The sequence below is a fragment of the Bradyrhizobium sp. WSM4872 genome, assembly GCF_055811715.1.
In genome coordinates this window covers 1-26,430 of the sequence record NZ_JBVVPT010000051.1, presented here as the reverse complement: position 1 = coordinate 26,430, position 26,430 = coordinate 1, and the positions used below count along the sequence as shown (strand labels likewise).

26 protein-coding genes, 1 tRNA gene and 1 pseudogene are annotated in these 26,430 nt (G+C 64.2%); 18 read left to right on the top strand and 10 right to left on the bottom strand.

Features of this window, described 5'->3' with window-relative positions; genetic code table 11:
- Nucleotides 1–40: 40 nt before the first annotated feature.
- The 12 genes and pseudogenes from AC0L3C_RS35340 (at nucleotide 41) to AC0L3C_RS35285 (ending at nucleotide 11,454) form a co-directional block, all read left to right on the top strand.
- Nucleotides 41–1,157 (top strand): annotated as a pseudogene (locus AC0L3C_RS35340) (AraC family transcriptional regulator).
- 85 nt (nucleotides 1,158–1,242) lie between these two features.
- Nucleotides 1,243–2,472, top strand: coding sequence for an acyltransferase family protein (locus AC0L3C_RS35335; protein WP_473410320.1), 1,230 nt, complete (start codon nucleotides 1,243–1,245; stop codon nucleotides 2,470–2,472).
- An 81-nt stretch (nucleotides 2,473–2,553) separates the two neighbouring features.
- Entirely contained in the window at nucleotides 2,554–3,759 is a 1,206-nt protein-coding gene (locus tag AC0L3C_RS35330; RefSeq protein WP_473264825.1) for an LLM class flavin-dependent oxidoreductase, read from the top strand.
- A gap of 37 nt (nucleotides 3,760–3,796) precedes the next feature.
- Complete coding sequence (locus tag AC0L3C_RS35325; RefSeq protein ID WP_473264824.1) at nucleotides 3,797–4,156, top strand: DUF2200 domain-containing protein; 360 nt, start codon at nucleotides 3,797–3,799, stop codon at nucleotides 4,154–4,156.
- Nucleotides 4,157–4,272: 116 nt separating this feature from the next.
- Nucleotides 4,273–5,061 carry a helix-turn-helix transcriptional regulator gene (locus tag AC0L3C_RS35320; protein WP_473264823.1) on the top strand — a complete coding sequence of 263 codons (789 nt, stop codon included), beginning with the start codon at nucleotides 4,273–4,275 and terminating at the stop codon, nucleotides 5,059–5,061.
- Nucleotides 5,062–5,138: 77 nt separating this feature from the next.
- Complete coding sequence (locus AC0L3C_RS35315; protein WP_473410319.1) at nucleotides 5,139–6,305, top strand: cytochrome P450; 1,167 nt, start codon at nucleotides 5,139–5,141, stop codon at nucleotides 6,303–6,305.
- 360 nt (nucleotides 6,306–6,665) lie between these two features.
- Nucleotides 6,666–7,628: a sulfonate ABC transporter substrate-binding protein gene (locus AC0L3C_RS35310; protein WP_473410318.1), complete on the top strand. Its 963-nt coding sequence runs from the start codon at nucleotides 6,666–6,668 to the stop codon at nucleotides 7,626–7,628.
- A 141-nt stretch (nucleotides 7,629–7,769) separates the two neighbouring features.
- A complete protein-coding gene (gene ssuD, locus AC0L3C_RS35305; RefSeq protein WP_473410317.1) occupies nucleotides 7,770–8,927 on the top strand; it encodes an FMNH2-dependent alkanesulfonate monooxygenase in 1,158 nt (385 codons plus the stop codon).
- Complete coding sequence (gene ssuC, locus AC0L3C_RS35300) at nucleotides 8,924–9,730, top strand: aliphatic sulfonate ABC transporter permease SsuC (protein ID WP_473264819.1); 807 nt, start codon at nucleotides 8,924–8,926, stop codon at nucleotides 9,728–9,730. The genes ssuD and ssuC overlap by 4 nt, the downstream gene beginning before the upstream one ends.
- Before the next feature lie 20 nt (nucleotides 9,731–9,750).
- Entirely contained in the window at nucleotides 9,751–10,587 is an 837-nt protein-coding gene (locus AC0L3C_RS35295) for an ATP-binding cassette domain-containing protein (RefSeq protein ID WP_473410316.1), read from the top strand.
- A 31-nt stretch (nucleotides 10,588–10,618) separates the two neighbouring features.
- Nucleotides 10,619–11,200: a flavin reductase family protein gene (locus tag AC0L3C_RS35290; protein ID WP_473410315.1), complete on the top strand. Its 582-nt coding sequence runs from the start codon at nucleotides 10,619–10,621 to the stop codon at nucleotides 11,198–11,200.
- A 95-nt stretch (nucleotides 11,201–11,295) separates the two neighbouring features.
- Complete coding sequence (locus AC0L3C_RS35285) at nucleotides 11,296–11,454, top strand: hypothetical protein (RefSeq protein WP_018453881.1); 159 nt, start codon at nucleotides 11,296–11,298, stop codon at nucleotides 11,452–11,454.
- A 102-nt stretch (nucleotides 11,455–11,556) separates the two neighbouring features.
- Here AC0L3C_RS35285 and AC0L3C_RS35280 read toward each other — a convergent pair whose 3' ends face one another.
- The 9 genes from AC0L3C_RS35280 to AC0L3C_RS35240 form a co-directional block, all read right to left on the bottom strand.
- Nucleotides 11,557–12,705: a M20 family metallopeptidase gene (locus tag AC0L3C_RS35280; RefSeq protein WP_473410314.1), complete on the bottom strand. Its 1,149-nt coding sequence runs from the start codon at nucleotides 12,703–12,705 to the stop codon at nucleotides 11,557–11,559.
- Nucleotides 12,706–13,042: 337 nt separating this feature from the next.
- A complete protein-coding gene (gene flbD / locus AC0L3C_RS35275; RefSeq protein ID WP_275169513.1) occupies nucleotides 13,043–14,428 on the bottom strand; it encodes a sigma-54-dependent transcriptional regulator FlbD in 1,386 nt (461 codons plus the stop codon).
- A gap of 44 nt (nucleotides 14,429–14,472) precedes the next feature.
- The gene (gene fliN / locus AC0L3C_RS35270; RefSeq protein WP_007596160.1) at nucleotides 14,473–14,823 is read right to left on the bottom strand and encodes a flagellar motor switch protein FliN; all 351 of its coding nucleotides are present in this window, start codon (nucleotides 14,821–14,823) and stop codon (nucleotides 14,473–14,475) included.
- A gap of 3 nt (nucleotides 14,824–14,826) precedes the next feature.
- Nucleotides 14,827–15,447, bottom strand: a complete 621-nt coding sequence (locus tag AC0L3C_RS35265; protein ID WP_473282951.1) for a FliH/SctL family protein — start codon at nucleotides 15,445–15,447, stop codon at nucleotides 14,827–14,829.
- Nucleotides 15,447–16,538 (bottom strand): flagellar motor switch protein FliG, encoded by a 1,092-nt coding sequence (gene fliG, locus AC0L3C_RS35260; protein ID WP_007614076.1) that lies wholly within the window; start codon nucleotides 16,536–16,538, stop codon nucleotides 15,447–15,449. The genes AC0L3C_RS35265 and fliG overlap by 1 nt, the downstream gene beginning before the upstream one ends.
- Before the next feature lie 17 nt (nucleotides 16,539–16,555).
- Nucleotides 16,556–18,163 (bottom strand): flagellar basal-body MS-ring/collar protein FliF, encoded by a 1,608-nt coding sequence (gene fliF / locus AC0L3C_RS35255; protein ID WP_473410313.1) that lies wholly within the window; start codon nucleotides 18,161–18,163, stop codon nucleotides 16,556–16,558.
- Nucleotides 18,164–18,355: 192 nt separating this feature from the next.
- The gene (gene sciP, locus AC0L3C_RS35250; RefSeq protein ID WP_002714638.1) at nucleotides 18,356–18,631 is read right to left on the bottom strand and encodes a CtrA inhibitor SciP; all 276 of its coding nucleotides are present in this window, start codon (nucleotides 18,629–18,631) and stop codon (nucleotides 18,356–18,358) included.
- A gap of 368 nt (nucleotides 18,632–18,999) precedes the next feature.
- Nucleotides 19,000–19,707: a flagellar hook assembly protein FlgD gene (locus AC0L3C_RS35245; RefSeq protein ID WP_027519911.1), complete on the bottom strand. Its 708-nt coding sequence runs from the start codon at nucleotides 19,705–19,707 to the stop codon at nucleotides 19,000–19,002.
- Between the two features lie 13 nt (nucleotides 19,708–19,720).
- Nucleotides 19,721–21,367 (bottom strand): flagellar hook-length control protein FliK, encoded by a 1,647-nt coding sequence (locus tag AC0L3C_RS35240; RefSeq protein ID WP_473410312.1) that lies wholly within the window; start codon nucleotides 21,365–21,367, stop codon nucleotides 19,721–19,723.
- 349 nt (nucleotides 21,368–21,716) lie between these two features.
- On the opposite strand from AC0L3C_RS35240, the gene mnmA reads away from it, so the two are divergent.
- The 6 genes from mnmA to AC0L3C_RS35210 all read left to right on the top strand — a co-directional run bounded on the left by mnmA (nucleotide 21,717) and on the right by AC0L3C_RS35210 (nucleotide 25,956).
- A complete protein-coding gene (gene mnmA / locus AC0L3C_RS35235) occupies nucleotides 21,717–22,898 on the top strand; it encodes a tRNA 2-thiouridine(34) synthase MnmA (protein WP_473410311.1) in 1,182 nt (393 codons plus the stop codon).
- Between the two features lie 19 nt (nucleotides 22,899–22,917).
- Nucleotides 22,918–23,556 carry a class I SAM-dependent methyltransferase gene (locus tag AC0L3C_RS35230; protein WP_473249822.1) on the top strand — a complete coding sequence of 213 codons (639 nt, stop codon included), beginning with the start codon at nucleotides 22,918–22,920 and terminating at the stop codon, nucleotides 23,554–23,556.
- A gap of 45 nt (nucleotides 23,557–23,601) precedes the next feature.
- Complete coding sequence (locus tag AC0L3C_RS35225) at nucleotides 23,602–23,958, top strand: hypothetical protein (protein ID WP_473410310.1); 357 nt, start codon at nucleotides 23,602–23,604, stop codon at nucleotides 23,956–23,958.
- Nucleotides 23,959–24,197: 239 nt separating this feature from the next.
- Nucleotides 24,198–24,274, top strand: a tRNA-Met gene (locus AC0L3C_RS35220).
- Between the two features lie 264 nt (nucleotides 24,275–24,538).
- Entirely contained in the window at nucleotides 24,539–25,111 is a 573-nt protein-coding gene (locus AC0L3C_RS35215) for a hypothetical protein (RefSeq protein WP_473410309.1), read from the top strand.
- Nucleotides 25,108–25,956, top strand: coding sequence for an AlbA family DNA-binding domain-containing protein (locus AC0L3C_RS35210; RefSeq protein WP_473285218.1), 849 nt, complete (start codon nucleotides 25,108–25,110; stop codon nucleotides 25,954–25,956). Before AC0L3C_RS35215 ends, AC0L3C_RS35210 begins: the two co-directional genes overlap by 4 nt.
- A gap of 36 nt (nucleotides 25,957–25,992) precedes the next feature.
- Here AC0L3C_RS35210 and AC0L3C_RS35205 read toward each other — a convergent pair.
- Nucleotides 25,993–26,430 (bottom strand): hypothetical protein (locus AC0L3C_RS35205; RefSeq protein WP_473410308.1); only part of this gene is annotated, 438 nt, incomplete at its 5' end.

Here is a 26,430-nt window from a genome sequence, read left to right as displayed (position 1 = left end):
AGGCGATGCGACAGTTTGGCATCGAACGGGGATACGAGTGGTGAACGCGGCAGGGCTGACGGCGATCGATCTCGGACTTCGCGGCGCGGCGAGCAGCGTGTTCCTGTTGATCGTTCTCGTGGCATTGCTGCGTCGTGCGACCGGCCAACAGGCTTTTCTGGGCATCGCGATGTGCGCAGGCGGCATATTCTATGCGATCGCGACGGCGCCCAGCCTGCCCAAAACGGCTTGGTGGTGGACGTTGCCGATCCTGTCCGCGCAGCCTGCGGTCTTCTGGCTGTGGGCGCGCGCGGCGTTCGACGACGATTTTGTGCTGAGGCGTTGGCACGGCGCGCTGTGGCTGAGCATCGTGGCTTTCGGGTTTGCGATCACGCTGGGCTGGGCGAACTGGCCCGCTTTGGCCGGCGCAGGCGGGCGAGTCCTGGCCCTGGCCACCCTGGTGCTGGCCCTCGCTGCCGCGGTTCAGACGGTCAAGACCTGGCGAGCCGATCTGGTCGCGCGGCGACGCCGACTGCGGCTGGCGATGCTTGCGATCAATGTCGTGCTCATCGCGACCGTCGCCGTCGCCGGCTTCGCCGCAATTCCCGTCGCGGTTCCCGGCGCGCCCGGCCGCGCTCGGGCTGTTCGTGGTGGCCATGCTTGCCGGCCTCGGCCTGTTCAGCGCGCCGGCGATGGCCGTCAACGACGCCACGGCCGCGATCGCATCCGGCGAGGCGGGGAGGCAAGCCCCGGCCGCCGATCGCGCCGCCGCGGGGCGGGTCGTTGTCGACCCGATCCTGCTCCGGCGTCTCGACCATCTGATGACGGTGGAGCGAACCTACCGGCAGGAGGGGCTTGCCATCGGAGCGCTCGCGGGGCGGCTCGACGTTCCCGAGCATCGGCTGCGTCAAGCGATCAATGAAGGGCTGGGCTATCGCAACTTCAATGCTTTCCTCAATCGCTACCGTATCGAGGACGCCAGGCTGGCGCTGTCCGACGGGACGCAGCGGGAGGTCCCGGTGCTGACCATCGCCATGGATGCGGGCTTCCAGTCGATCGGACCTTTCAATCGCGCGTTCAAGGCCGAAACCGGCATGACCCCGACCGAATTCCGGCGTGAGGCGCTGAGCCGGCCCGACAGCGCTGAACTCAGCCAGCCGCGCCGCGAAATCGGCTAGCCGATTTTTGGATCAGGCGAGAACGCCCTGTGCCGATTGGGCAGACTGTCCGGCAGATCCTCTCGCCAGCCGAATGAGCCCACCCATGTCACCTTCGACCGCCGCCACCCCTGCATCGGAACGGCTGCACGCTCTTGATGCACTCAGGGGCGGCGCCCTGCTGCTCGGCATCGTCCTGCACGCGGCCATGTCGTTCGTGCCCGCCACGCCCCGGTTCTGGTTCATCCAGGACACCCATCCAAGCCTGCTCCTGGGCCTGCTGACCTTCACCATCCACGTCTTCCGGATGACGACTTTCTTCCTGATGGCGGGTTTTTTCGCCCGCATGAGCTTTCATCGCCGGGGCGTTAGGGGCTTCGTCCGCGACAGGCTCCTGAGAATCGGGCTGCCGCTCGTGATCGGTTGGCCGATCCTGTTCACGCCCATGTACTTCATCGCGATCTGGGCGTCTCATTTCCCGAACGGCGGCTGGTCCCGCAGCTGGCCACCGGTGCTGCCGAATTTCCCCTTGACCCATCTCTGGTTCATCTATGTGCTGCTGGAGCTTTATGTCGCCGTTCTGCTCCTGCGCGGCGCATTTGTCTGGCTAGATGCGTCAGGCGGGTGGCGAGCGGTGATCGACCGTGCCTTCGCGCGGATCATGCGAAATCCGCTGGCCCCCCTGGTTCTGGCAATCCCGATCGGCATCGCCTTCTGTCTCGATCAACGCTGGATCAACGTGATGGGCGTGAGGACGCCGGATCAATCGCTCATCACCAACGCGCAGGCCTGGATCGGCTTCGGCACCGCATTCGCGATCGGCTGGCTGCTGCATCGGCAGATCGATCTGCTGCGGCTGATTGAGCGGCGCTGGCTGCCGCATCTTCTGCTCGCAATCACTCTGATCCTGATCAGTTTCGTGCTGGTTGGGGCGATGACGTCTGCGCCGGGTGCACCGAAACTGCCTTTCGGCTTCGCCACGCTCCGGCTTGTCTCCGTGATCCTGTATGCGCCGGCGATATGGATTTCGACCTTCGCGGTCATCGGCCTCGCGCTCCGCTTCATGTCCGGCTTCAGTCGGACGTGGCGCTACCTCGCCGATGCATCCTACTGGCTCTATCTGATCCACCTGCCGATCGTGATGGCGCTGCAGGTCGCGCTGTCGCAGCTCGACTGGCCCGGGCTGATCAAGTTCGGCGTTCTTCTCGTCGTCGCGCTTCCTCCGATGCTGGCGAGCTATCATCTGCTGGTGCGCTTTACCTTCATCGGTGTGGTCCTGAATGGCCGCCGCGCCGAAAAGCACCTTCTCCCGCAAGACGGAATTGCGACTGCGTAGACAGCGCCGCCCCACCCATTAAGATGCCCGCAACAAAAATATAAGCGGCAAGAAAACTCAAGAAAACTTGGGAGAGGCGTCATGAAGTTCGGCATCTTCTATGAGCTGCAACTGCCACGGCCATGGGTGGCCGGTGACGAGCTCAGCCTCTATCAGAACGCGCTCTCGCAGATGGAACTGGCCGACAGCCTTGGCTACGACCACGCCTGGGTCGTCGAGCATCATTTTCTCGAAGAGTACTCCCACTCGCCCTCGCCGGAATCATTTCTCGCAGCCGCGAGCCAGCGCACCAGGAACATCCGGCTCGGCCACGGCATCCTCCAGCTCACGACCAACCACCCGGCACGGGTCGCCGAGCGCGTCGCGGTGCTCGACCTGCTCTCCAACGGCCGCTGTGAATTCGGCATGGGCGAGAGTGCTTCCATCACCGAGCTCACGCCGTTCGGCCGCGACATGGAGACCAAGAAAGAGGTGTTCGAGGAAGCCGTCGCCGCGATCTTCCCGATGTTCAAGGACGCGGGCAGCGAGCATCACGGCAAATATTTCGACATCCCCTTGCGCAACGTCGTGCCGAAACCGGTACAGAAGCCGCATCCGCCATTGTGGATGGCCTGCTCGCAATTACAGACCATCGAGCGCGCCGGCCGCCATGGCTTTGGCGCGCTCGGCTTCCAGTTCGTTAGCGCGGATGCCGCGCATGCCTGGGTGCACGCCTATTACAACGCCATGACCAAGCGCCTCGCCAAGCTCGCCGACTACGAGATCAACCCGAACATGGCGCTGGTGTCGTTCTTCATGTGCGCGAAGACGGACGAGGAGGCCCGCGCCCGCGCCGATGGTGCCACCTTCTTCCAGTTCGCGTTGCGCTTCTACGGCGCCTCGCAGAATCGCCAGCGTCCCGCGCCCTACACCGTCAACATGTGGGACGAGTACAACAAGTGGAAGCGCGACAATCCGGAGGCGCAGGAGGCCGCGCTGCGCGGCGGTCTGATCGGCTCGCCCGAGACGATCCGCAGGAAGCTGAAGCGCTTCCAGGGCTCGCACATCGATCAGGTCATTTTGCTCAACCAGGCGGGCAAGAACAGCCACGAGCACATCTGCGAATCGTTGGAGCTGTTCGGCCGCGAGGTGATGCCGGAATTCCAGAACGATCCGGCGCAGACCGCCTGGAAGCAGGGCGTCATGAGCGGCGAGATCAAGCTCGAGGAAATCGACACGGAGGCCTTTACCGACCGTTACGGTAAGCTCGCCGTCAGCGTTGCGCCGGCGAAGGCGGCGGCGGGGTAGGGTGTCACGTCCTGCAACAAGCGATCCCGGAGTGCTCATGACAAAACACCGGATCTACACCACCAGCTTCGCAAGCGTTTACCCGCTTTACGTTGCGAAGGCGGAGAAGAAAGGACGCACCAAAGCAGAGGTCGATCAGGTCATCTCCTGGTTGACAGGCTATGGTCAGAAGGAGCTGGAAGCCCAACTGGAACAGCGGACGGACTTCGAAACCTTCTTTGCGAAAGCCCCCAAGATCAATCCTTCGCGAGCCCTGATCAAGGGCGTGGTTTGCGGCGTCCGGGTCGAGGATGTCAAAGAGCCGACGATGCGAGAGATCCGCTACCTGGACAAGCTGATCGATGAGCTGGCCAAGGGAAAAGCGATGGACAAGATTTTGCGCAAAAGTGCCAACTGAGGAGCCCCCTTCGTCCGCCTGGCTTGGCGACGTTACGGCAGATATCCGGCGACACCCGCCTTCCGCTGCGCGGCCATTGCTGATAAATTTCGTCAAAAGACGATGGGGAGAAAACGATGCGCCCTCACGGGACGCCCGCAAATCCGGCAGATGGCGATGTCACGTCCGCGGTGCTTGCCATCGGTCGTCCGGATTTCCCTGATATCCTGATCGATACGCTGCGCGGGCAGGCCGGCGTCGGGCATTGCATGGTGTTCGCGCTGAGCCGCGCGGGCGCCGCACATTGCCTGCTCGATGCCGGCAACATCCCGATCGGCGGCGATCTCGGCGCCGCCTATGCCGGCCAGTTCCACCAATCCGATCCCAACCGCGATGCGCTGTTCGAAGGCGAGGGCCGCGCGACGCTCGTGTTGCCCTCCTTCGCGCCGCGCATGTACGGCGCCCGCTACCGAAAACTGTTCTTTGTGGATTCCGGCATCGTCGACAAATGCGCGACCGCGATCTGGGTCGACGAGACCTGCTTCTACGTCAATTTCTATCGCATCGCTGTCCAGGGCCGCTTCAGCGACGCGCAGCGTGCGCGGCTTCAGGCCATCGCGCCGGCCATCAGTGCGAGCGTGGCACGCCACTTCCAGCACGGCTCGTCGGCGACGACCGAGCAGTCTCTCGCCGCGCTCTTCGCGACGCGTGCGCCGCTCGCCAGCCTCACCCCGCGCGAGCAGGACGTTTGCCGGCGCATCCTCTCCGGCTTCAGCTCCGAGGCGATCTCGCAGGCACTCGGCATCAGCCTGCATTCGACGCTGACCTACCGCAAGCGCGCCTATGAGCGGCTCGGCATCTCGTCACAAAGCGAGCTGTTTGCGATCGTGCTGCGCCTGCTCGCCGGCCCGCGCGGCCTGAACTGAAGCTGTCCCAATCGCTGGGGACAGACGGCGCCTCCTGAAGCCGCTAACATTGGCGGCGAACAGCAATGGAGCGAAGCTTGAGCACGGCGCCGCGCATCGACATCGACCCGGCCGCGTTCTGGGCCGACCCCTATCCGATGCTCGCCAAGATGCGCAAGGAGGCGCCGATCGCCTTCGTGCCGCAGCTCGGCTCGACGCTGCTGACGAGCCGCGACGACATCTCGATCTCCGAGAAGCAGATCGACGTGTTCTCCTCGCACCAGCCCGCAGGCCTGATGAACCGGCTGATGGGCCACAACATGATGCGCAAGGACGGCGATGCGCACCAGGTCGAGCGCCGCGCGATGTTTCCAACGGTGTCGCCGAAGACGGTGAAGGCGCACTGGACCGCACTGTTCCAGGCCCATGCCGATCGCATCATCGACGCGATCGCGCCGGGGCGGATCGATTTCATGCGCGACTTCGCGTTGCCGTTCTCCGGCGAATGCCTGAAGTCGATCACCGGCCTCACCAATATCGGCTTTACGGACATGGACGCCTGGTCACAGGGCATGATCGAGGGCATCGCCAATTACAGCGGCGACGCAGCCGTCGAGGCGCGCTGCCATGCGGCGACGTCGGGCATCGATGCGGCGATCGACGACATCCTGCCGGTGATGCGCAAGCATCCCGACCAGAGCATCCTCGGCGTGCTCCTCGCCTCAGGGATGGCGATGGAGAGCGTGCGCGCGAATGTCAAACTTGCGATCTCCGGCGGCCAGAACGAGCCGCGCAAAGCGATCGCCGGCACGGTTTGGGCACTGCTGAGCCATCCCGACCAGCTCGATCTCGTGCGCCAGGGCGAGGTGACCTGGCTCCAGGCGTTCGAGGAATATGCCCGCTGGATCTCGCCGATCGGCATGTCGCCGCGACGCATCGCAAAGCCGTGGACGATCCGAGACGTCGCATTCGAAACCGATGAACGCGTATTCCTCATGTTCGGCTCCGCTAATCGCGATGAGAAGCACTTCGTGCGCGCCGACCAGTTCGACGTGCGGCGTGATACGGCCAAGAGTGTCGCTTTCGGTGCTGGCCCGCATTTCTGCGCCGGCGCCTGGGCCTCGCGCGCCATGATCGCCGACGTCGCACTGCCGACCTTGTTCGCCCGTGCCAGCCGGCTCGAGATCGCCGACGACGAACCGGTGCGGATCGGCGGCTGGGCCTTTCGCGGGCTGCAAAATCTGCCCGTGAGATGGCTGCATTAGGCCGGCAGGGACCGGTCCATCCGCAACGCCGCTATGATGCCATCCTGCTCCTGTTTTGCCCGACGAGTCAAAACAAATTTCGGATAAGCGTAAGTTATTGTTTTCGCACCCCCCGGCTACTGTGCATGGGGTTGTTTTCGCGATTTGTTAAATTCTCGGTCGGGCGCGTGCGTTTTTCACATTCGCGTGCGGAAAAATATCCCCTGCATTCGCTCCGTGGATTGAAAGATTAATCATGCGCTCTGCCACGCCTGCAGTGCTTGCATCGCTATTTTTCCGCGCGTCTCGACACTTCCGATCAGCCGCACCATCATTCCCGAGCACGAATGAAGGACGGCCGCACGCGGCCTGGAGTGTCGGATGCAACGTCGGGACTTTCTCAAACTATCCGTTGGAACTGCGGCAGTCGCCGCATTCGCTTCGAGTGCCAAAGCACAAGGAACGTCACAAGGCGCGGTAAAGGAAATTCGTATCGGCTACCAGAAGACCGGCGTGCTGGTTATCACGCGTCAGCAGGCCGCCCTGGAAAAACATTTCGCGCCCTTGGGCATCGAGGTGAAATGGGTCGAGTTCTCGTCGGGACCTCCGATGATGGAGGCGATGAATGTCGGCAGCGTCGATTTTGGCGCGGTCGGCGATTCCCCGCCGGTGTTCGCCCAGGCGGCGGGCGCCGCGATCGTCTATGCCGCCGGCCAGCCCATCACCAACGGGCAGGGCATCCTGGTGCCGAAGGACTCGCCGATCCGCGGCATCGCCGACCTGAAGGGCAAGCGCGTCGGCTTCACCAAGGGCTCCAGCGCCCACAACATCGTGGTGCAGACGCTGGAGAAAGCCGGCCTCACCTATGCCGACATCACGCCGGTCTATCTGACGCCGCCGGACGCCGGGCCTGCCTTCGCCAATGGCAGCATCGAGGCCTGGGCGATCTGGGATCCTTACTTCGCGATCGGCGAGACAAAGCAGGGCGGCCGCATCCTGATCAATGCGCGCGACGTCACCAAGACCAATTCCTTCTTCATCGCCAACCGCGAGTTCGCGGGGAATCACGGCGCGATCCTGCAGCAGATCATCGACGTGACGACCGCGGCGGGGCAGTGGGCCGAGCAGCACCGCGACGAGGTCGCCAAATCGCTCGCCGCGATCACCGGCGTCCCGCTGGACATCCAGACCCTCGCCGCCAATCGCGCGAACTTCGTGGTCGGTCCCGTCACCGACGACATCGTCACGACGCAGCAGGGCGTCGCCGACCGCTTCCACAAGCTCGGCCTGATCCCCAAGCCCATCGTCATTCGCGACATCGTCTGGCGCAACCCGGCAGCCTGATCGTGCCAACCAATCTCCCCATTTCAAAGGGTTTGAACATGAGGCGTGTCGTTCAACGCGTAGTCGCAGCCATCGTCATGTCGATCGGCATCGTCGCCGCCGCGGTCGGAACGACTTACGGTTAGTCATCGGAGCACATCCATGAGCAACGCCAACATCCTCTGGTTCCTGCCGACCCACGGCGACGGCCGCTATCTCGGCACCGGCATCGGCGGCCGCGAGGTCAATTTCAACTATCTGCGCCAGATCGCGCAGGCCGCCGACCAGCTCGGCTATTTCGGCGTGCTGCTGCCGACCGGGCGGTCTTGCGAGGATTCCTGGATCGTCGCCTCTTCGGTCGCGCCGTTCACCGAGCGGCTGCGCTATCTCGTGGCGGTTAGGCCCGGCCTGCAATCGCCGAGCGTGGCCGCGCGCATGACCGCGACGCTCGACCGCATCACCAATGGCCGGCTCCTGGTCAACGTCGTCACTGGCGGTGATCCGGTCGAGAACAAGGGCGACGGCATCTTCCTTGCCCATGACGAGCGCTACGAGGTCACCCGCGAGTTCCTCAGCGTCTACAGCGAGCTGCTCGCCGGCAAGACGGTCAATGTCGAGGGCAAGCACATCCATGTCGAAGGCGGCAAGCTGCTGTTTCCGCCGGTGCAGTCGCCGCGTCCGCCGCTCTATTTCGGCGGCTCGTCGGATGCCGGCATCGACGTCGCTGTCGATACCGTCGACAAATACCTCACCTGGGGCGAGCCGCCGGCGCTGGTCGCCGAGAAGATCGCGAAGGTGAGGGAGGTGGCCGCCGCACGCGGTCGAAAACTATCGTTCGGCATCCGGCTCCACGTGATTGTCCGCGAGACCAATGAGGCGGCCTGGCGAGCGGCCAACGAGCTGATCAAGCATGTCAGCGACGAGACCATCGCGACCGCGCAGAAGAACTTTGCGCGGATGGATTCGGTTGGCCAGCAGCGCATGGCGCAGCTCCATGGCGGCAAGCGCGACAAACTCGAGATCGCCCCGAACCTGTGGGCCGGCGTCGGCCTCGTTCGTGGCGGCGCCGGCACGGCGCTGGTCGGCGACGCCCAGACGGTCGCGGCCCGCATCAAGGAGTATCAGGACATCGGCATCGATACCTTCATCATGTCGGGCTACCCGCATCTGGAGGAAGCCTATCGTTTCGCCGAGCTGGTATTCCCGCTGCTCTCGCTGGAGCAGCCCAGCAACGTGACCAGACTTCACTTCAACGGTGGCCCCTTCGGCGAGACCGTCGGCAGTGATTATCGTCCGCAGCAGCAGGTGTCGCAATCATGAGCCTGATCGACAGCGTTTCGCTTCCCCGCGGCTTGCGCCTGCCGCGCGTCGAGGGCCTGATCCAGTGGATCGTGCCGCTCGCCATCATCGCGATCTGGCAGGTCGCCAGCATCACCGGCTTCGTGCCGACGCGGGTGTTACCGGCGCCGAGCGATGTTTTGCTTGCGGGCTGGAAGCTGCTGCTCTCCGGCGAGCTCGTTCGCAACATCTGGGTCTCGTTCTGGCGCGCCTCGATCGGCTTCCTGATCGGCGGCAGCATCGGCTTTGCCTTCGGCCTCGCCAACGGCCTGTCGCAGCTCTCGGCCAAGCTCACCGACACCACGCTGCAGATGGTGCGCAACGTGCCGCATCTGGCGCTGATCCCGCTTGTCATCCTGTGGTTCGGCATCGACGAGAGCGCGAAGCTGTTTTTGGTCGCGCTCGGCGTGTTCTTCCCGATCTACCTCAACACGCTGCATGGCATCCGCACCGTCGATCCCCAGCTGATCGAGATGGGCCGCATCTACGGCATGACCGACGGCGAGCTGTTCCGCCGCGTGATCTTTCCGGGCGCGCTGCCCTCGATCTTCGTCGGAATCCGTTTTGCGCTCGGCATCATGTGGCTGACCCTGATCGTCGCCGAGACCATCGCGGCGTCTTCGGGCCTCGGTTACATGGCGATGCAGGCGCGCGAGTTCATGCTGATCGACGTCGTGGTGCTCTCGATCCTGATCTACGCGCTGCTCGGCAAGCTCGCCGACAGCGCCTCCCGCGTGCTGGAGCGCCTGACGCTCTCCTGGCACCCGGCTTATTGGAAACGCTGAGCAGACATACTGGGAATCACATGCAGACAGCCCTTCGTACCTCCCTTCCGGAAACCGAGCTCGCCAACCGCGCCAATTTCGCGCCTCACGCCCGCGTGGTGCGCGAGGAGCGCCCAGCGCATAAGAGCGGCCTGCCGCTCAGCATCCGCGGCCTGCGCAAATCCTACGGCGACAACGAGGTGCTGCGCGGCATCGACCTGCACATCCCCGCCGGCCAGTTCGTCGCCATCGTTGGCAAGAGCGGCTGCGGCAAGAGCACGCTGCTGCGCCTTATCGCGGGCCTGGAGAAGTTCGACGCCGGCAGCATCTCGCTCGGCGACGCGGTGAAGCCCGAGGATATCCGCGTCATGTTCCAGGAGCCTCGGCTGTTGCCTTGGGCCCGCGTTCTTTCCAATGTCGAGGTCGGCCTCGGTCGGGATCGCGCCTCGTCGGACGCGCATTCGCGCGCGGAGAAGGCGCTGACTGAGGTCGGGCTGACCGACAAGCGCGACCAGTGGCCCTCGGTGCTGTCGGGCGGCCAGAAGCAGCGCGTAGCGCTTGCCCGCGCGCTGGTCTCGCGCCCCCGTGTGCTCGCCTTCGACGAGCCGCTGGGCGCCCTGGACGCGCTGACCCGCATCTCGATGCAGCGGTTGCTGGAGCGCGTCTGGCGCGACCAGGGCTTTACGGCGATCCTGGTGACCCACGATGTCGCCGAGGCGGTCGCGCTGGCCGACCGGGTGCTGGTGATCGAGGAAGGGCGGATCGCCCATGACGTCGTGGTTGACACGGCCCGGCCGCGCGAACGCGGCTCGGCCGAGCTCGCGGGCCTCGAAGGCTCGATCCTGAGCCACCTTTTGTCGGCGGACGATCGTACCTAAATAGAGGGAACCCCGCTTCGGGGAGTATGCCATGAATGTAGTGCCCCGCGATCTCATGACTGAAATCCCCGTTTTGCCCGCCGATTTCCGCGGCGCCATGCGCCACCTCACCGGCGGCGTCAGCGTCATCACCGCCGGACGGGGTAAGGACATCACCGGCATGACCGTCACCTCGGTCAGCTCGTTCTCGGTCGATCCGCCGACGCTAATCGTCAGCATCAACCGCGACGCCTCCTCCTTCCCGCTGATCCGCCGCCACAGTGCCTTCGGCGTGAACATCCTCGCGGCCGATCAGCTCGACATCGCCGAGCGCTTTGCCGGCAAGGGCGGGCTCAAGGGCGCCGATCGTTTCGCGGGCGCCAGATGGGTGACGGCGGTCTCGGGTGTTCCGCTGCTGGTCGGCGCATTGTCCGCCGTCGATTGCGAAGTCGAGGAGATCATCGAGCGCCATTCGCATGGGATCATCATCGGGCGGGTGCGAGACGTCAGGAATTCGACCCGCAACGCCGCGCTGGCCTATTGGCACGGCCAGTACGTGGCGGTGGATCAGGACGAAGACGCACTCCGGCTTGCGGACGTGAGCGTTCCCACCCAGGTCCGGCGCGGCATTTGATCGCCGCCGCCCACAGACCGTGCAGGCTGGCCTTTTCCCCGTCATCGCTCTAGAAGCGCTGCCTGAGCCTCCCGCCGGGACAGCAATGGAGCGCAATGATGAAACGCGTCGCGACCTGGGCCTTCTATGCGGTCGGCGCGCTCGCGATCGCCTATCTCGCGCTCTATGCTTATGCGATGTTCAGCGGCCATCCGATCGTGCCGGGCGACCCTATCCAGATCTTCCGCAGGCCGGATGCGCCGAGCTATTCGTGACGAGATTTGTAGGGTGGGTTAGCGAAGCGTAACCCACCACTGTCTGTCTCCGCCGAAGCCAACAGAGGTGGGTTACGCCTGTGGCTAACCCACCCTACAAAGTCACCCCCGCAAAATCGCCAGCGCCAGCGCCTGCGCGCGCGGCACGATGCTGTCGAGTTCGAGATATTCCTCCGGCGTGTGCGCGAGACCGCCGACGGGGCCGAGCCCGCAGATGGTCGGCGTTCCGACCGCGGCGGTGAAGCCGGAATCGGCGCAGCCGCCGGAGAACTCACCCTGGAGCGTGGTGAGGCCGGCCTGCTTTGCGGCGGCCTGATAGTTCTCGAACAGCGCCTTTGAGTCGGCGCTCTGCACCACCGGCACGAACTCGCCCTTGACCGTCAGCGTCGCGCTGGTGCCGGGCACGTAGGGTGTCGCGATGATCGTCTCGATCGCGGCCATCACCCTCGCGCGATCGGCGGGATCGACATAACGCAGGTCGATCTGCCCTTCCGCGTAAGGCGCCGTGGTGTTGACGGATTGCCCGCCCGAGACCAGGCCGACATTGAGCGTGATGCCCTTGTCGAGATCGGTCAGCGCGTGGATCTGCACGATCTTGTGCGCGAGCTCGCCGATCGCGCTGACGCCGGCGGCGAAATTGGCGCCGGAATGCGCGGCTTTGCCGGTGATGGCGAAATGCATGAAGATGCCGCCCTTGCGTCCCGTGACGATATTGCCGGTCGGGCGGCCCGGCTCGGAATTGAACACGGCGCGCGCGGCGCGTCCTTCGCGCTCGATCACCGGCCGTGAGGAGGGCGAGCCGATCTCCTCGTCCGAGGTGATCAGGAGCTTGATCGGGTGCGGATTGCCGCCGAATTTGTGGAAGGCGGTTGCCACGAATATGTTCATGACGACGCCGGACTTCATGTCCGCAACACCAGGACCATAGGCGCGCTTGTCTTGAATCGTGAACGGACGCCGTCCGGCCTCGCCCTTGCCGAACACGGTGTCGCGATGTCCCATCAACAGCACCGGCTTCTCGTTACTGCCGGGCTTTGCGACTTCGGCGTGGATCGCATCGCCGAAAGTGCCGTGGCTTTCGCGCCGGAACGGAATGCCATGCTCGGCAAAATGCCGCTCGAACCGCGCCCCGACCGCATCGACGCCTTCCTTGTCATAGGACCCGGAATCGATGTTCACGACATCGCGCAGCAGATCGATCATCGCCTGCCGCTGCGTCGCCAGCCAGTCCGTGATTTGAGCTTGAGACATGTTGACCCTCGCGTGGTTCTCACGCGGGGTTATATGGCCTTGTGGGGCCTTGACCTAGTCGCCAGATGCGGTGCGGCCATGTCGCAGTCTGCGGGTTTTGATCCACGCTGCCTTTCCCAACGTCGTCCTGGCGAAAGCCAGGACCCATACCGCGGAATCTATCGGCGGAGGGCGGTAGGAGTACCGAACGACGAATCTTCGTCAAACTCCTCCTTGGGGTAATGGGTCCTGGCTTTCGCCAGGACGACATCGAGAGTCTGGAGGCTGTCTGCACTTCACCAACAAAAATGCCCGGGACTGGGCCCGGGCATTCGCATTATCTCAATCGGCGTGGATCTTACGCCCCCACCATCGGCATGCGCGGATATTCACCGGGCGTGCCAGCCGGCGTGATCGGAATGCCGCCGTCGGAATATTCGTTGAGCTTGTTGCGCAGCGTACGGATTGAGATGCCCAGAATGTTCGCGGCATGGGTCCGGTTGCCAAGGCAGTGCTTCAGCGTCTCCAGGATCAGGTCGCGCTCGACATCGGCGACGGTGCGGCCGACGAGGGCCCGCGTCACCTGCTCGGCGGCCATGGTGGCATGCGCCACGGCCGGTGCGGTCTTGGCGAGGTCGAGGCGGTCGCCGTCGGGCGTGAGGATCGCATCGGCGCCGATCTCGTCGCCCTGTGCCATCAGGACCGAACGGTGCATGGTGTTTTCGAGTTCGCGGACGTTGCCCTGCCAGCGGTTGGTGGAGAGCACGCGCCGCGCTTCCGCCGAGATCGGGCGCATCGGCACGCCGTTGGCTTCGGCATATTTCTTCACGAAGTGCTGGGCGAGCTCGAGGATGTCGAGGGGACGCTCGCGCAGCGGCGGGATCTTCAAATTCACGACGTTGAGCCGGAACAAGAGGTCCTCGCGGAACGTGCCTTCGCGCACGGCCTCGACCAGGTTGCGGTTCGAGGTCGCGATGATGCGGATGTCCACCGGGACGGGCTTGGTGCCGCCGACGCGGTCGATCACGCGCTCCTGGATGGCGCGGAGCAGTTTGGATTGAAGGCGGACGTCCATCTCCGAGATTTCGTCGAGCAGCAGCGTGCCGCCGGTTGCCTCCTCGAACTTGCCGATGCGCCGGGCGATCGCGCCGGTGAAGGCGCCCTTCTCATGGCCGAACAGCTCGGACTCCAGCAGATGCTCGGGGATCGCGGCGCAGTTGATCGAGATGAACGGCCGCTTGGCGCGGGCCGAACGGGTGTGGACGTAGCGCGCCAGCACTTCCTTGCCCGTCCCGGATTCGCCGGTGATCATCACCGAAGCGTCCGAGCCCGCGATCTGCTGGGCGAGCTTGATCACCTTGGCCATTGCCTCGTCGCGATAGACCAGCTCGCGGGAATCGTTGGCGACCGCGGCCAGCACTGCTGCGATCAGCTCCGGGTCCGGCGGCAGCGGGATGTATTCCTTGGCGCCGGCGTGGATCGCGGCGACCGCGGCGCGGGCGTCGTTGGTGATGCCGCAGGCGACGATCGGCGCGTGGATGTGCTCGGCCTCGAGCCGCATCACGAGATCGCGGATGTCGAGGGCGACGTCGACCAGCAGCAGGTCGGCACCCTTGCCGCCGCGCAGCACGCGCATCGCCTGTTCGTTATCCTCGGCGTGGGTCACGGTGGCGCCGTTCGCCATCGCGATCTTGGTGGCGGTGGTGAGCTGGCCCTTCAATGTGCCAACGATGAGAAGCCGCATGTCAGTCTCCTGTCCGTCTGGTCGCGCTGCCGCGCGTCGTCGCTTTAGGCGCGTTCAGTCTTGATGATTTCGGTCATGGTCACGCCGAGCTTGTCCTCGACCAGGACGACTTCGCCCCGGGCGACCAGCTTGTTGTTGACGTAGATGTCGATGGCCTCGCCGACACGCCGGTCGAGCTCGAGCACGGTCCCGGGTCCGAGCTTCAACAGCTCGCTGACGTCCATCTTGGAGCGGCCGAGCACCGCCGAGACCTGCACCGGTACGTCGAACACGGCCTCGAGGTCGGCGGCGGCGCGCGTCGCGTATTCGTCCTCGTTGTAGCCGACGTCGGTGCCGGTAGGCGGCATCGGGCCGTTGAGATCGGGCAGCGGGACCTGTCCGTCAGTGTCGCTCATGATTTAACTCCCCCTGCGGGATGCAACGTAGCGTCCCACCATTTCGTCGATCTTGGCCGCGATAGCGGCGCGCTCCAGCACGACGCCGCCATCGGCCCATTCGATCCGGCAGTCGCCGGTGGCAATCTCGGGCTCGGCCAGAATCACCAGCCGGCCTTCGAAGCCGTTCTGCCTGGCCAGCCGCTCGATGTTCTCGCGCGCGGAATCGTAGAGCGCGTCGTTGATGCGGACGACGAGATGCGGCGTCGCGACCAGATGCGAGAAGCAGTCCTTGACCAGCGCGACGATCTCGCCGAGCGGCTCGGCGGCGACCAGATCGGCGCACAGCTTGCGCGCCACCGCGACCGCGACGTCGACCGCCTCGGTCTCCATCTTGGATTCGATGTTGCCGATGCCCGAGGCGATGCCCCGGATGGCGATGTTGATCTCTTCCAGGGCGAGTGCGACACGGCGGTCGCTCTCGGCCTTGGCCTCGCGCTGGCCGGCGGCGAAGCCGTCCTGATAGGCGCGCGCCTCGGCTTCCGCGACCTTCTGGGCGATCTCGGCTGCGGTTGCGGCCTTCTCGCGCGTCCGGTCGGGCGCTGCGAAGTCGTTGTCGAACAGGAATTTTGCCGGAGCGGCCATCAATACACCAGCTCGTCGTCGGCGCGGTTCTTGGTCAGCATGATCTCGCCCTTGGCGGCGAGATCCTTGGCGAGGTTGACCAGCAGCGCCTGGGCCTCGTCGACGTCGCGCAGGCGGACCGGGCCCATCGCCGCCATGTCGTCCTGGAGCATTTTTGCCGCACGCGAGGACATGTTGCCGAAGAAGAAGTTGCGGACGTCCTCGTTGGCGCTCTTGAGCGCGACGCCGAGCTTGTCCTTGTCGACGTTGCGCATCAGGGTCTGGGCGGAGCCGGAATCGAGCTTCACGAGATCGTCGAAGGTGAACATCAGCGCTTTGATGCGCTCGGCCGATTCGCGGTTGTCCTCTTCCAGCGAGGTGATGAAGCGGGTTTCGGTCTGGCGGTCGAAATTGTTGAAGATTTCCGCCATCACTTCGTGGGCGTCGCGTCGGCGGGTCTGTGACAAATTGGACATGAATTCGGTGCGCAGCGTCTTCTCCACACTCTCGATCACCTCCTTCTGCACCGCCTCCATCTTCAGCATGCGGTTGACGACGTCGAGCGCCAGATCCTCGGGGAAGATGCCGAGCACGCGGGCGGCGTGTTCCGGCTTCAGCTTCGACAGCACCACCGCGATGGTCTGCGGATATTCGTTCTTGAGATAGTTGGCGAGCACCTCTTCCTGCACGTTGGAGAGCTTCTCCCACATGTTACGGCCGGCCGGGCCGCGGATTTCGTCCATGATGCCGTTGACGCGCTCGGGTGCCAAATATTGCTGGAGCAGCCGCTCGGTGGCATCGAAATTGCCCATCAGCGCGCCGGAGGCCGACATCCGCGAGACGAATTCGAGCAGCATGTCCTCCACCGTGTCGACCTCGACGGTGCCGAGCGTCGACATCTCCAGGGAGAGCTGGCGCACCTCGTCGTCGTCGAGCAAGCCCCAGATCTTGCCGCCATATTGCTCGCCGAGCGCCAGCATCAGGATCGCGGCGCGCTTCGGTCCCGGTACTGCTTCGGTCTTGGCGCCCGCGCGGCCGACGGCACGCTGACCGAGCGTGGAGATCACGCTGGTGATGTCGTTGGAATTGGCATTTTGCAGGGCAGCGGCCATGTCAGATCACTTCTCGATTATTTCGCGGGTTCGGTCAGCCATTGGCGGATGATGGCGACGGTCTCGTTGGGATTGCGCTCGGCGAGTTCGCCGACGCGATGGACGGATTGGGCATGGACCTGGCCCTGGACGGTGGCGACGTCGATCGCGCTCGCGGCGCCGCTCGGCAGGAGCGGCTGGCTGGCGGGCGCGGCCTCGTCGCTCGCCGGACCGGTGAGGGCGCCGGAAATGGCGGCTGCGACTTCATCGGATGCCAGGATGCGCTTGACCAGCGGCCGGATCACCAGGAACAGCACGACCAGGCCGAGCAGCATCATCACGCCGAGCTCGACGAAGTACATGACGTCGTCCTTGGTGAACTGGAGCATGCCCAGCAAGCCGCTCGGCTCCGCGATCGGGGTGGTGGAGGGGGCGTCGGCAAAGCGCAGATTGACGACCTCGACCTGATCGCCGCGCTTCTGGTCGAAGCCGATCGCCGAGCGCACCAGCGTGGCGATGCGGTCGAGCTGCTCCTTGGTGCGGTCCTGGTAGGCCAGATCGCCCTTCTCGTTCTTGGAGTAGATGCCGTCGACCAGCACCGCGACCGAGATGCGGTTGACCCGGCCGGCCTCGGTCACCTCGGTCTTGGTGGTGCGGGAGATCTCGTAATTGTTGGTCTCTTCGCTCTTCTTGCTCTGGTCCTTGGCCGCGACGGCGCCGTTCTGCTGATTGCCCGGCAACTCGTTGTTGACGGTGACCTGGCCGTTGTTGTCGGCGGTCATGCTCTGCTCTTCGCGGGTCTGGCTCGAGCGCAGCACGCGGCCTTCGGGGTCGTACTTGTCCGAGGTCTGGGTGATCTTGTTGAAGTCGAAATCGGCGGAGAGCTGGACCCGGGCGCGTCCCGTGCCCACCACGGAGGAGACGATGTCCTCGACCTGCTTGCGCATCCGCTTCTCGAAGGCGGTGCGGCGCTCGTCGCCGATCTGCTGGTCCGGATCGGTCTGGGCGCCGTCGGCGAGCAGCTGACCGGTCTCGTCGACGATCGAAACCCGCTGCGGCTTCAGCCCGTTCACGGCCGAGGCGACGAGGTGGCGGATGGCGCGGATCTGCTGGGCCTCCAGCGCGCCGCGGACCCGCACCACGATCGAGGCCGACGGCTCCGGCGCCTCGCGCGAGAACAGCGGGCGCTCCGGCAGCACCAGATGGACGCGGGCGGCCTGGATGCGGTCGATGGCGCGGATGGTGCGGGCGAGCTCGCCTTCCAGCGCGCGGAGATGGTTGATGTTCTGGACGAAAGAGGTGGTGCCGAGCGCATCCGACTTGTCGAACACCTCGTAGCCGACGCCGCCGCCCTTGGGCAGGCCGCCCTCGGCGAGCTTCATCCGCAGCCGGGTGACCTTGTCCTTGGGCACCATGATGATGCTGCCTTCGTTGCGCAGCTCGAACTGGATGCCCTGGCGCTCCAGGTCCTTGATGATGCCCGAGGAGTCCTCGACGCTGAGGTCGGTGAACAGCGTCGTCATCTGCGGCGTGGTGACGCGCATGATGACGAACGCAAAGAAGCCGACGAGCGCGGCGGTGACCGCGATCATCGCCCCGAACCGGGCGGCTCCGATACCCTTCAGAAAGTCCGCAAGACCTTGCAAGCAACCGCCCCGAGAGATTCGGCTGCTTTCACAGGAAAGGCCGACTGGGCAATTATTGCCTAGGTGATGGTTTCGATATGGTTAACGAAGGTTAAGAGCTGCGACAAAAGTCGCGCCAAAACGAAACATGAAAAAAATCGGCCTCGCGAGGCGAGGCCGATTTTCGTCAAAAGCCGCAGATTTCCGGATTGCCTACTGGCGATATTGTTGGATACGGGTGGTGCGAAGTCCCGCCAGACCATGCTGGTCGATCGAAAACTGCCAGGAGAGGAATTCGTCAACCGTCAGCGTATAACGGCTGCAGGCCTCCTCGAGGGAGAGAAGACCGCCACGGACTGCGGCGACGACCTCGGCCTTGCGGCGGATGACCCAGCGTTTGGTGCCGGGTGCAGGCAGATCCGCAATCGTCAACGGACTACCGTCCGGCCCGATGACGTATTTTACCCTCGGGCGATGGGGTTCTGTCATGGCGTACTCACAAACTCTCAACCACTGAACTCACTCAGGAACCCTACGCCCGCCGGCTTAAAAATCCGCTAAGCCTAAGGCTTCAATACAATTCTCGTTGAAAATGGCTGGAACGCAGCCGTCTCGACCGGCGGGACGGTGCGTCCAGGCGGGCCGAGGGGGGTGTTCGTAAATACTTTACTAACGAACGAGGCCTGCGCGGGGTGCCGCAAGGCCCAAATTGTCGTCCTGGCGAACGCCAGGACCCATTACCCCAGCGCGAAGTTTGGCGACGACTCGGGGCTACTCCCTCGAACCAAAACTACTTTCGGTGGCAATGGGTCCTGGCTTTCGCCAGGACGACGCGGAATGTGCTTCGCGTGCCGCCTTTAATTGCTGGCCGTCGCGATGATGCTCTTGACCTGGCTCAGGGTGTAGCTGGAGCCGTCGATGGTCAGCAGCGGCGGCGACTGGGTCAGGTCGACGGACGACACCGTGCCCTGCACCTGCGCGGCGATGCCGACATTGTTGTTGGCGACGTCCTTGCCCGTGGCCGAGATCGTGTACTTGCCGTCGGGCCATTGCGTGCCGTCATTGCCCTGGCCGTTCCAGGTGAACGGAACGTCGGTGCCCGCGCCGGCGGTGTATTTGCCGGTGAACACGGTCTGGCCGCTGGCATTGGCGATGGTGATGTCGACGGTCGCGTCGCTGGGCACGTTGAGATGCCAGGTCGCCGACGAATTCGTCATGGTCCCGGTGGTGCCGTCGACCAGCGCGGTCTTGCCGACGAAGCCGAGTGCCTGGGTCGCCTGCGTCGTCTGCTGCAGCGTGACGAGCTGGGACAGCGAGTCGTTGGTCTTGAGCTGCTGCTCGACGCCGGCGAACTGCACCAGCTGCTGCGTGAACTGGTTGGTGTCCAGCGGATCGAGCGGGTTCTGGTTCTGCAGCTGCGTCGTCAGCAGCGTCAGGAAGGTCTGGAAATTGCCGGCCAGCGTCGCGCCGGTGCTTGAGCCCAGGCTTGGGTTCGACGAGGATTTCGGCAGGTCGGTCGTGCCCGAGACGACGGACGGGGCGGTGGCGGCATTCGTGGTGGTCATGATCGAATACTCCTCACACTCTGATATCGACGCCGCTGCTCGATCCGAGCATGCGGCCGTAGCTGCGCCCGACCGGGGCCGCGGGAACTGCGTCCTCGTCGCTGACGATCAGCCGGCGGGCATTGCCGCCATTGTCGTTGTTCTGGCCGGAGTTCTGGCCCGATGAATTCTGATCGCGCAGGCTGAAGGACAACCCGTTGCTGCCGGTCTTGAGGCCGGCATCGTCGAGCGCGCGCTGCAATTGCGGCGCGTCCTGCCGCAGCATCTGCAGCGTCTCCGGCTTCTCGACGGTGAGATGCGAGGTGACCTGGCCGTTGCGATCGACATTGATGCGGACGTCGATGCGGCCGAGGTCGAGCGGATCGAGACTGATGTCGAACCGGGTCTTGCCCGCGCGTGCGGCGGCGGCAATTTCGATCGGCACGCCGCTGATCGGAATGGCGTTGGCATTCGCCGCGGTCACGGTAAGCGTCGCGGTCGATGCGGTCGCGGCCGAAGTCGTATTGGTCAGGGGCGCTTGAATGGCGGAGGCCGCCTGCGCGCTGGTGTCGGTGGTGGGGACAGCGGCCTGCGTGCCCGCATGGGCATGCGTCGTGGCCGTCGCCGGTGCCGCATCGGCGCTGCGGTCGGAAGTCCCAGCCTTGGCGTCGGCCGCGTTCGCGTCGATCGGCGGCTTGTCGGCTTGCGGATGCGCCGTGGTGGCGGACGCTGCCGTCGCCGGGGTCTGCGCGGCGTTGGCCTTGCCGGTGTCCTGGCCGATATTGGAGACGTCGCTCGCGCCTTGCGCGACGGCTGCGGCCTTGAACGAGGTTTTTGGCGTGCCCTGGTCGACCGCGGCGATCAGGCCGCCATTGGTCTTCGCATCGGTCGCGGTCGAATCGGTCATCCCGGTCGCGGCATCGGCCAGCGTCGCCGAGGTGTCGGCATCGACCTTGGCGCTTGCGGTCTTGGCACTCTTGTCGCCCGGCGTCGCGGTATCGGTCTTGGTGCCGGCGATCTGCGCCGCGATGGATGCGCTGGCGGCAATGCCGGCGGCGGCGATCGTCAGCGGCGAGGAGGCGGCGCCGGTGGCCTGGTTCGCGGCCGCGTTGGGATCGACCGGCACGGCGATCACGAGTGCGTTTGGATCGGGTAAGGCGGCCTGCGTCGCGTCAATCTGCGCGGCGGCTGCGGTATCGACGGCGGCGGCGAGGCCATCGGTGCCGTCGGCCTTGTCCCCCTTGGTCTGGTCGGACTTGTCCGCAGACTTGTCGGCCGATTTGGTGTCGGACGCCTCCGGCTTGTCCTTGGTCTTGCCGTCGGCCTTGGCGGCATCATCCGTCGCGTCGCTCTTGGCGTTGCTCTTCGCGTCGTTCCTGGTGTCGCTTTTGGCGGCCGCGGAATTGTCGGCGTCGTCGCTGGCCTTGCTCTGCGAGGACTTGTCGGTCACTGAGCGATCGCGCGGGCTCTTGTCCGGGGCGGAGGACGATGAGTCGGTGCGGCGCGGGGTGTCCTGCACGGAGGACGCCGCGCTGTCGCTGATCGCCTGGGTGTTGCTGTCCACCAGCGAGCCGAAGGAGTCGTTGGCGGAGCTCTCTTTCGGCGCTTGCGACCGGGCAGGCTTTTGCTGCGCGCTTGGGACTTGCACGCTTGCCACGACATCTGACGTACGACCGACCACAGGCAACCCCTTGGAAACATCTTCGCCATTAGAGGGAGCAAGGAGCGGGCCATCCTCGCGAAAATAGATTTTTTCAATTAAAATCAATGGCTTGGCAAATTGACATCCCCGCTGCGGGGCCTCTCGAAGCCCCGCCATTTCTGCCTCCCCGGCAAGAATTGCCGTAAACCTTGCGGGGTCCGTGATTGCTTCACCGGAAGGCCGCCTATATTAAAGAGACAGCTCTCAACCGCTTTCGACCGGGCAGGCCGCGCCCTTCGGGAACTCTCGGTTCCCGGGGATCGCCTTTGTCCCGCCGGAAGCCCCCAGCGGATCGCCCTACGCCGCCGTCCACAACGCTTTAAGGCCCATGCTCAACAGTCTGGATCTCGAAGGCCGTCCTGAGGATACCAGGGTCGTCGTTGCCATGTCGGGCGGCGTCGATTCATCGACGACGGCTGCGCTCTTGAAGGCGGAAGGCTACGACGTCGTCGGCATCACGCTGCAGCTCTACGACCATGGTGCTGCGACCCATCGCAAGGGCGCCTGCTGCGCCGGCCAGGACATCCACGACGCGCGCGACGTCGCGGCCAAGCTCGGCATTCCCCATTACGTGCTCGACTACGAGGATCGCTTTCGCGAATCCGTCATCGACAATTTCGCCGACAGCTACGCGCTCGGCGAGACGCCGGTGCCGTGCATCGAGTGCAACCGCTCGGTCAAGTTTCGCGACCTCTTGAAGACCGCGCGCGAGCTCGGCGCGCAGGCGCTCGCCACCGGTCATTACGTCGCCTCGCGCCGTCTCGACAGCGGCTCGCGCGCGCTGGTGTGCGCGGCCGACGCCGATCGCGACCAGAGCTATTTCCTGTTCGCGACCACGCAGGAACAGCTCGATTATCTGCGCTTCCCGCTCGGCGACATGACCAAGCCCGAGACGCGCGAGCTGGCGCGACGCTTCGGTCTTGCCGTCGCCGACAAGCACGACAGCCAGGACATCTGCTTCGTGCCCACCGGCCGCTACACCGACATCATCACCCGCCTGCGGCCGAACGCGATGGACCCCGGCGACATCGTCGATCTCGACGGCCGCGTGCTCGGCCGGCACAACGGCATCGCCAATTTCACCATCGGCCAGCGCCGCGGCCTCGGCATCGCAGCCGCCGCGCCGCTGTTCGTGGTGCGGCTGGAGGCCGCCAACCGCCGCGTCGTCGTCGGCCCGCGCGAGGCGCTGAAGATGCACCGCATCGTGTTGCGCGACGTCAACTGGATCGGCGATGGCGACATCGACCGCGCCATCGGCGATGGCCTCGAAATGTTCGTGCGCGTGCGCTCGACCCGCGCGCCCCAGCCTGCTTGGCTGCGCGGTGCCAACGGCCATTACGAGGTCGAGCTCGTCGCCGGCGAAGAGGGCGTTTCGCCGGGACAGGCCTGCGTGTTCTACGACGCACCTGGCGGCCAGGCCCGCGTGCTCGGCGGCGGCTTCATTCAAAGCGCCGCCGCGAAGGCCGCAAGCAGCACGACGAGGCCGCTCGCAGAAGCGGTCCGCGGCTAAAAAATACATAGGCAGGGGCATGGCAGCAGACATCTCGCGGGCCGGGGTCGAGAAGGCCTATGGCCGCTGGGCGCCGGTCTATGATCTCGTGTTCGGCAAGGTGTTCGACGCCGGCCGGCAGTCGACCATCGCCGAGGCAGACCGCATCGGCGGCCGCATCCTCGACGTCGGCGTCGGCACCGGGCTGTCGCTCTCCGATTATGCGCGCACCACGAAGATCTGCGGCGTCGACATCTCCGAGCCGATGCTGCGCAAGGCGCAATCGCGCGTGCGGAGCTTGCGCTTGAGCAATGTCGAGGTGCTCTCGGTGATGGACGCGAAAAACCTCGCCTTCCCCGAAAACTTCTTCGACGCGGTGGTCGCGCAATACGTCATCACCGCGGTGCCCGATCCCGAAGGCACGCTCGACGAGTTCGTGCGCGTCTTGAAGCCCGGCGGCGAGCTGATCCTGGTCAACCACATCGGCGCGGAAAAGGGTTTGCGCAAACTCTCCGAGCTCGCGTTTGCGCCGCTCGCCCGTCGTCTCGGCTGGCGCCCGGAGTTTCCGTGGCAGCGCCTGGTCGACTGGGCCGCAAAACACGGCGGCGTTACGCTCGCCGAGCGCCGCCCGATGCCGCCGATGGGCCACTTTTCGCTGATCCGCTACCTCAAATCGTGATCGGGGAGCGCGGAACACGCGGCAGCACCCGCGCGTTTCCCTCCCATGCGCACCACATCGAACATCATTCTGGCCAGCCTTCTGATCGCCGCCTCCGGCAGCGCGATCGCGCAGGCCCCGCCCGCCCCGGCGACGCCGCCGCCACAAACCGCGCCGCCGTCCCCGCAGCACGCCACCAATTGCACGCCGCAGGACCGCCCGAACCGCTCGGCCGACGGCACCACCACCGGCCAGTCCCGGGAACCGCTCGGCGACAAACTGGCAAAATCAGACGGCGTGCTCTGCCCGCCCTCCGGCGTCGATCCCGAGATGCACGCCCCGGCGCCCAGCACGAACGGCGCCATGCCCGTCATCCCGCCCCCCGGCAGCCCCGGCGGCGACCCGACGGTGCGGCCGAAATAGCAAATAGTCGCGCATCCGCGCTTCTTCGCCTCTCCCCGCCTGCGGGGAGAGGCCGGAATCCGCGCGACGCGCGGATTTCGGGTGAGGGTCTCTCCGCGAGTCCGGTGCCCGAGTCGCGCGATTCCCGCGCCAAATCGGCCCGAACAGAAGCCGGCGACCTTAGCTTGACAGCCCGCCGCCCCCTTCCTTATATGCCGCGCGTTCGCGAGATCGGCCTGTTTCGGCCCTCGCAACCCTGTGGCGGGGTAGCTCAGCTGGTTAGAGCACGGGAATCATAATCCTGGGGTCGGGGGTTCGAGTCCCTCTCCCGCTACCAAATATTTCAAGTAGCTAGCCCACTTCGCTACCTCGTCTTGGTACTCGCTCTGGGGTCTACACTATGGCCCATTACGTCTAGCCTTCGCAGTCCCTCTTACGAGCTTGCCGCGACTGATAGCGAAGCGACTAAACTCGATGCTCGCGAACTCTTGCCCTTCCATCCCAGCATCGAAGCCTGGCAGCGTCCGCGCCGGACAGCTCGGCTGATGCGGGATCGGCGTCGGCCGATTGCCGGCTCGGCGCAATCTGTGAGGAGGAGAGGTTGGAAAAGGAGTCTCCTGAGCAGCGTCTAACGCACGCTCGGTACGAGTTCGACATGGCGCGGCGCTGCATCCAAGATCTTCAGCAGACGCAACAGCAATTCCAGTGGAATGTGTTGTTAGCCGGGTTTGCAGTCTATTGGCGTAATTGCCAAAAATTTCTAAATGGTGACGACGATCAAAATTCGATCAAAGCAAAAAATTACATCAAGCGCTTTAATCCATCGTCGGCTAGCCACCTAAAGGACGAGATCGATCATCTTCATTGGCACGTGCTTCATTTGAGTGGAATGCGAACCACTGATGATGAGAAGAAGATCGCTTTGAGGGACGCCGTCAAGTTGATGGAGTGGCTCGAGCCCAACATGGACAAATTCGCCGATGATCTGCCCGAGCCGTTCAAAACCCAATGGAAACAGCCCGGACCCAAGGGGCCAGACTCAGCAGACCACCTAACGACCGGTCCCACAGGTGCAAGTTGGTCGCCGTCCGCAACGAATGCAACCCTAGTGCAAACAAATCACACGACTGACGTGAACTTTGTTCCTTTCACTGCAATAAAGAAGCAATCATGAGGCCGGTCAGCGAGTGGGACGAGAAGGATATCGATGACCTGTACTACGGGGAGATCGAGGAAAGCCTCACACTTGAATACAAACGCGCCGAGGCGCTGACGAAAGACCCTGGACACAGGAAGGAGCTATTCAAGGACGTGTCCGCGATGGCGAACGCATCTGGCGGCATCATTGTCTATGGCATGAAGGAGATCGGTAATAAGCCTGACGGCACCGATGATGGGCTCGACCCAAAGGTCGTGACGCGGGAGCAGATAGAGAACGTCCTCATGTCAAACATCTTGCCGCCCGTCGAGGGTTTGCTCATCAAGCCGGTAACGCTCACGAGCAAAGGAACTGCCAACGTAGCCTACGTCCTGGAGATACCGGCAGCGAAGTCACGGGGACCGCATCAAGCACCAGACTATCGCTATTACAAGCGGTTCAATTTCAAATCAGAGCCGATCCGGGACAACGATGTGCGTGACCTTATGCGGCGGGGAATCGAGTACGGCAGGAAGTATGGTGCGGCATTTGACCTCTACATCGAGATAGCACGGCTCCGGACTGCTGCGAGAGCGCGAGCAGCAGCGGGGCTGGCGCACATTGACGGCAACAAAGCAGTAATCGGTGTATCGCCAGACTTGCGGTCAGCGGGTGCTGTGCTCGTGCTCATGACAAAGTACATGAGAAATGCGGTTGGTGAGATCATTCAGAAAGTCGACGGCTATAACGCAAAAGTCGAAGCAAGGGGCGGTGTTGCCGTGATTATCGACGGGTTTCTGAAAGGAGATTTGGTTGCCATCCAAGAGCTTGCTGATGAAATCTGCTCTCACCTCAGCAAGATTCTCGATCAAGAGCCGTAATCATGCCATCGAATAGGTGAGTGCTTGCGAAACCCGTCATGCATTTCTGTCGATACCACGTTGAAAGGGTTCGCTGGCTCTACCCATCGGGCTAGAGGCAAAAATCGGAAGAGAATAAGAGGTAACTTCTTGGAAATCAGCGAACTGGCCTAATCTGGCGTTCAACGAAAACAGTCCGACTAGTTCGAAGCAATTGCTGCTGCCCTGTCGGAAAAAGAGGCCGTTGAAGCGCATATCGTTGAAACCGCTGAAATGGCCATCGCACAGGCAATCGAGAAGCCCTTCCCAATTGACGGCGGAGAATGCCGGGCGCTGTTTTGGCGCTGCCGCCCCCTGTTTCGCCACCCCGTCAACCCTCCCCACAAAAATATTCCACTTTACCGAAATTCGGTTTTGACGTATGTGTCGCTCATCCCGGCTCATCCTTGAGGGGCGATCTCGTTGTCGTCTTGATTGCGAGCCGGGCTTGCGATG

What these genes read in the sequence shown, in the direction of transcription:
- AC0L3C_RS35335 (WP_473410320.1), top strand. Translation starts at nt 1,243, where the DNA reads ATGTCACCTTCGACCGCCGCCACCCCTGCATCGGAACGGCTGCACGCT.
- AC0L3C_RS35330 (WP_473264825.1), top strand. Translation starts at nt 2,554, where the DNA reads ATGAAGTTCGGCATCTTCTATGAGCTGCAACTGCCACGGCCATGGGTG.
- AC0L3C_RS35325 (WP_473264824.1), top strand. Translation starts at nt 3,797, where the DNA reads ATGACAAAACACCGGATCTACACCACCAGCTTCGCAAGCGTTTACCCG.
- AC0L3C_RS35320 (WP_473264823.1), top strand. Translation starts at nt 4,273, where the DNA reads ATGCGCCCTCACGGGACGCCCGCAAATCCGGCAGATGGCGATGTCACG.
- AC0L3C_RS35310 (WP_473410318.1), top strand. Translation starts at nt 6,666, where the DNA reads ATGCAACGTCGGGACTTTCTCAAACTATCCGTTGGAACTGCGGCAGTC.
- ssuD (WP_473410317.1), top strand. Translation starts at nt 7,770, where the DNA reads ATGAGCAACGCCAACATCCTCTGGTTCCTGCCGACCCACGGCGACGGC.
- ssuC (WP_473264819.1), top strand. Translation starts at nt 8,924, where the DNA reads ATGAGCCTGATCGACAGCGTTTCGCTTCCCCGCGGCTTGCGCCTGCCG.
- AC0L3C_RS35295 (WP_473410316.1), top strand. Translation starts at nt 9,751, where the DNA reads ATGCAGACAGCCCTTCGTACCTCCCTTCCGGAAACCGAGCTCGCCAAC.
- AC0L3C_RS35290 (WP_473410315.1), top strand. Translation starts at nt 10,619, where the DNA reads ATGAATGTAGTGCCCCGCGATCTCATGACTGAAATCCCCGTTTTGCCC.
- AC0L3C_RS35285 (WP_018453881.1), top strand. Translation starts at nt 11,296, where the DNA reads ATGATGAAACGCGTCGCGACCTGGGCCTTCTATGCGGTCGGCGCGCTC.
- AC0L3C_RS35280 (WP_473410314.1), bottom strand. Translation starts at nt 12,705, where the DNA reads ATGTCTCAAGCTCAAATCACGGACTGGCTGGCGACGCAGCGGCAGGCG.
- flbD (WP_275169513.1), bottom strand. Translation starts at nt 14,428, where the DNA reads ATGCGGCTTCTCATCGTTGGCACATTGAAGGGCCAGCTCACCACCGCC.
- fliN (WP_007596160.1), bottom strand. Translation starts at nt 14,823, where the DNA reads ATGAGCGACACTGACGGACAGGTCCCGCTGCCCGATCTCAACGGCCCG.
- AC0L3C_RS35265 (WP_473282951.1), bottom strand. Translation starts at nt 15,447, where the DNA reads ATGGCCGCTCCGGCAAAATTCCTGTTCGACAACGACTTCGCAGCGCCC.
- fliG (WP_007614076.1), bottom strand. Translation starts at nt 16,538, where the DNA reads ATGGCCGCTGCCCTGCAAAATGCCAATTCCAACGACATCACCAGCGTG.
- sciP (WP_002714638.1), bottom strand. Translation starts at nt 18,631, where the DNA reads ATGACAGAACCCCATCGCCCGAGGGTAAAATACGTCATCGGGCCGGAC.
- AC0L3C_RS35245 (WP_027519911.1), bottom strand. Translation starts at nt 19,707, where the DNA reads ATGACCACCACGAATGCCGCCACCGCCCCGTCCGTCGTCTCGGGCACG.
- mnmA (WP_473410311.1), top strand. Translation starts at nt 21,717, where the DNA reads ATGCTCAACAGTCTGGATCTCGAAGGCCGTCCTGAGGATACCAGGGTC.
- AC0L3C_RS35230 (WP_473249822.1), top strand. Translation starts at nt 22,918, where the DNA reads ATGGCAGCAGACATCTCGCGGGCCGGGGTCGAGAAGGCCTATGGCCGC.
- AC0L3C_RS35225 (WP_473410310.1), top strand. Translation starts at nt 23,602, where the DNA reads ATGCGCACCACATCGAACATCATTCTGGCCAGCCTTCTGATCGCCGCC.
- AC0L3C_RS35210 (WP_473285218.1), top strand. Translation starts at nt 25,108, where the DNA reads ATGAGGCCGGTCAGCGAGTGGGACGAGAAGGATATCGATGACCTGTAC.